The sequence below is a fragment of the Mesorhizobium sp. M7A.F.Ca.CA.004.04.2.1 genome, from assembly GCF_004022825.1.
GTDB lineage: Bacteria > Pseudomonadota > Alphaproteobacteria > Rhizobiales > Rhizobiaceae > Mesorhizobium.
In genome coordinates, this window is record NZ_RZPH01001331.1 from 1 (window position 1) to 1289 (window position 1289).

General features: G+C 62.6%; 1 protein-coding gene. It reads right to left on the reverse strand.

Going from position 1 to position 1289, the window contains the following annotated elements:
• Positions 1–1289: protein translocase subunit SecD (gene secD / locus EN893_RS34295; RefSeq protein ID WP_128362184.1), on the reverse strand; the 1289-nt coding region annotated here is incomplete at both ends.

Below are 1289 nucleotides of genomic sequence, written 5' to 3' on the forward strand. Positions count from 1 at the left end.
AGACCACGATCGTATCGTTCAGCGAATAGCCGATGATCGTCAGGATCGCCGCCAGCGATGACTGGTTGAACTCCAGTCCGGTGATGACGAAGAAGCCGAGCGTCATGACCACATCGTGCACCGTCGCCACGATGGCGCCGACCGCGAACTGCCATTCGAAGCGGAACCAGACATAGACCAGGATGCCAAGCAGCGCGATCAGCATGGCGATCGTGCCTTGCTTGGCAAGCTCGCCAGAAACGGTCGGGCCGACCACTTCGACGCGGCGGAAATCGTAATTGTCCTGCAGCTCGCCACGCACCTTGTCGATGACGGTCTGCTCGGCATTCTCGCCACCATCCTGCGTCCCGACGCGGATCAGCACGTCGTTCGGCGTACCGAACTGCTGCACCTGAACTTCGCCGATGTTGAGCTCGGTCAGCCGCGCACGGAGGTCGGCGAGGTCGGCATTGCCGCTCTTGGCCTGCACCTCGATCAGCGAACCGCCCTTGAAGTCGATGCCGTAATTGATGCCGACGGTCATGAACAGCACCACCGACAGGATCGACAGTGCGCTGGAGAGCGTGAAGGTCCAGCGACGGATGCCCATGAAGGGGATCTTGGTGCCGGGCGGAACGAAGGTCACCGGTGCCTTCGGCAATTCCTTCGGGCGAGCCCGGCGCAGCCAGATCGAGACCAGCAGGCGGGTGAAGGTGAAGGCGGTGAAGACCGTGGTCAGGATGCCGATGGCGTAGGTGATGGCAAAGCCCTTCACCGGCCCGGTACCGAGATAGAACAGCACCACGGTGGCGATCAGCGAGGTGATGTTGGAATCGACGATGGTCGCCAGCGCCTTGGTGAAACCGGTATCGATCGCCTGGATCACGGAGCGGCCGGCGCGTCGCTCCTCGCGAATACGTTCATAGATCAGCACGTTGGAATCGACCGCCATGCCGATGGTCAGTACGATACCGGCGATACCAGGCAAGGTCAGCGTAGCGCCAAGCAGCGAGAGCACGCCGACGATCATCGCCACGTGCACCGCCAGCGCGATGTTGGCGAGGAAGCCGAGGAAGCCGTAGGCGACGAACATGAAGGCGACGACGAGGATAGAACCGATGATGCCGGCGACCTTGCCGGCATGGATCGAATCCTGGCCAAGGCCCGGACCAACGGTGCGTTCTTCGATCACCGTCAGCGTCGCGGGCAACGCACCGGCGCGCAGCAGCACCGCAAGGTCGTTGGCGCTCTGGGCAGTGAAATTGCCGGAAATCTGGCCGGTGCGTTGCCCGCGACGCTGACGGTGATCG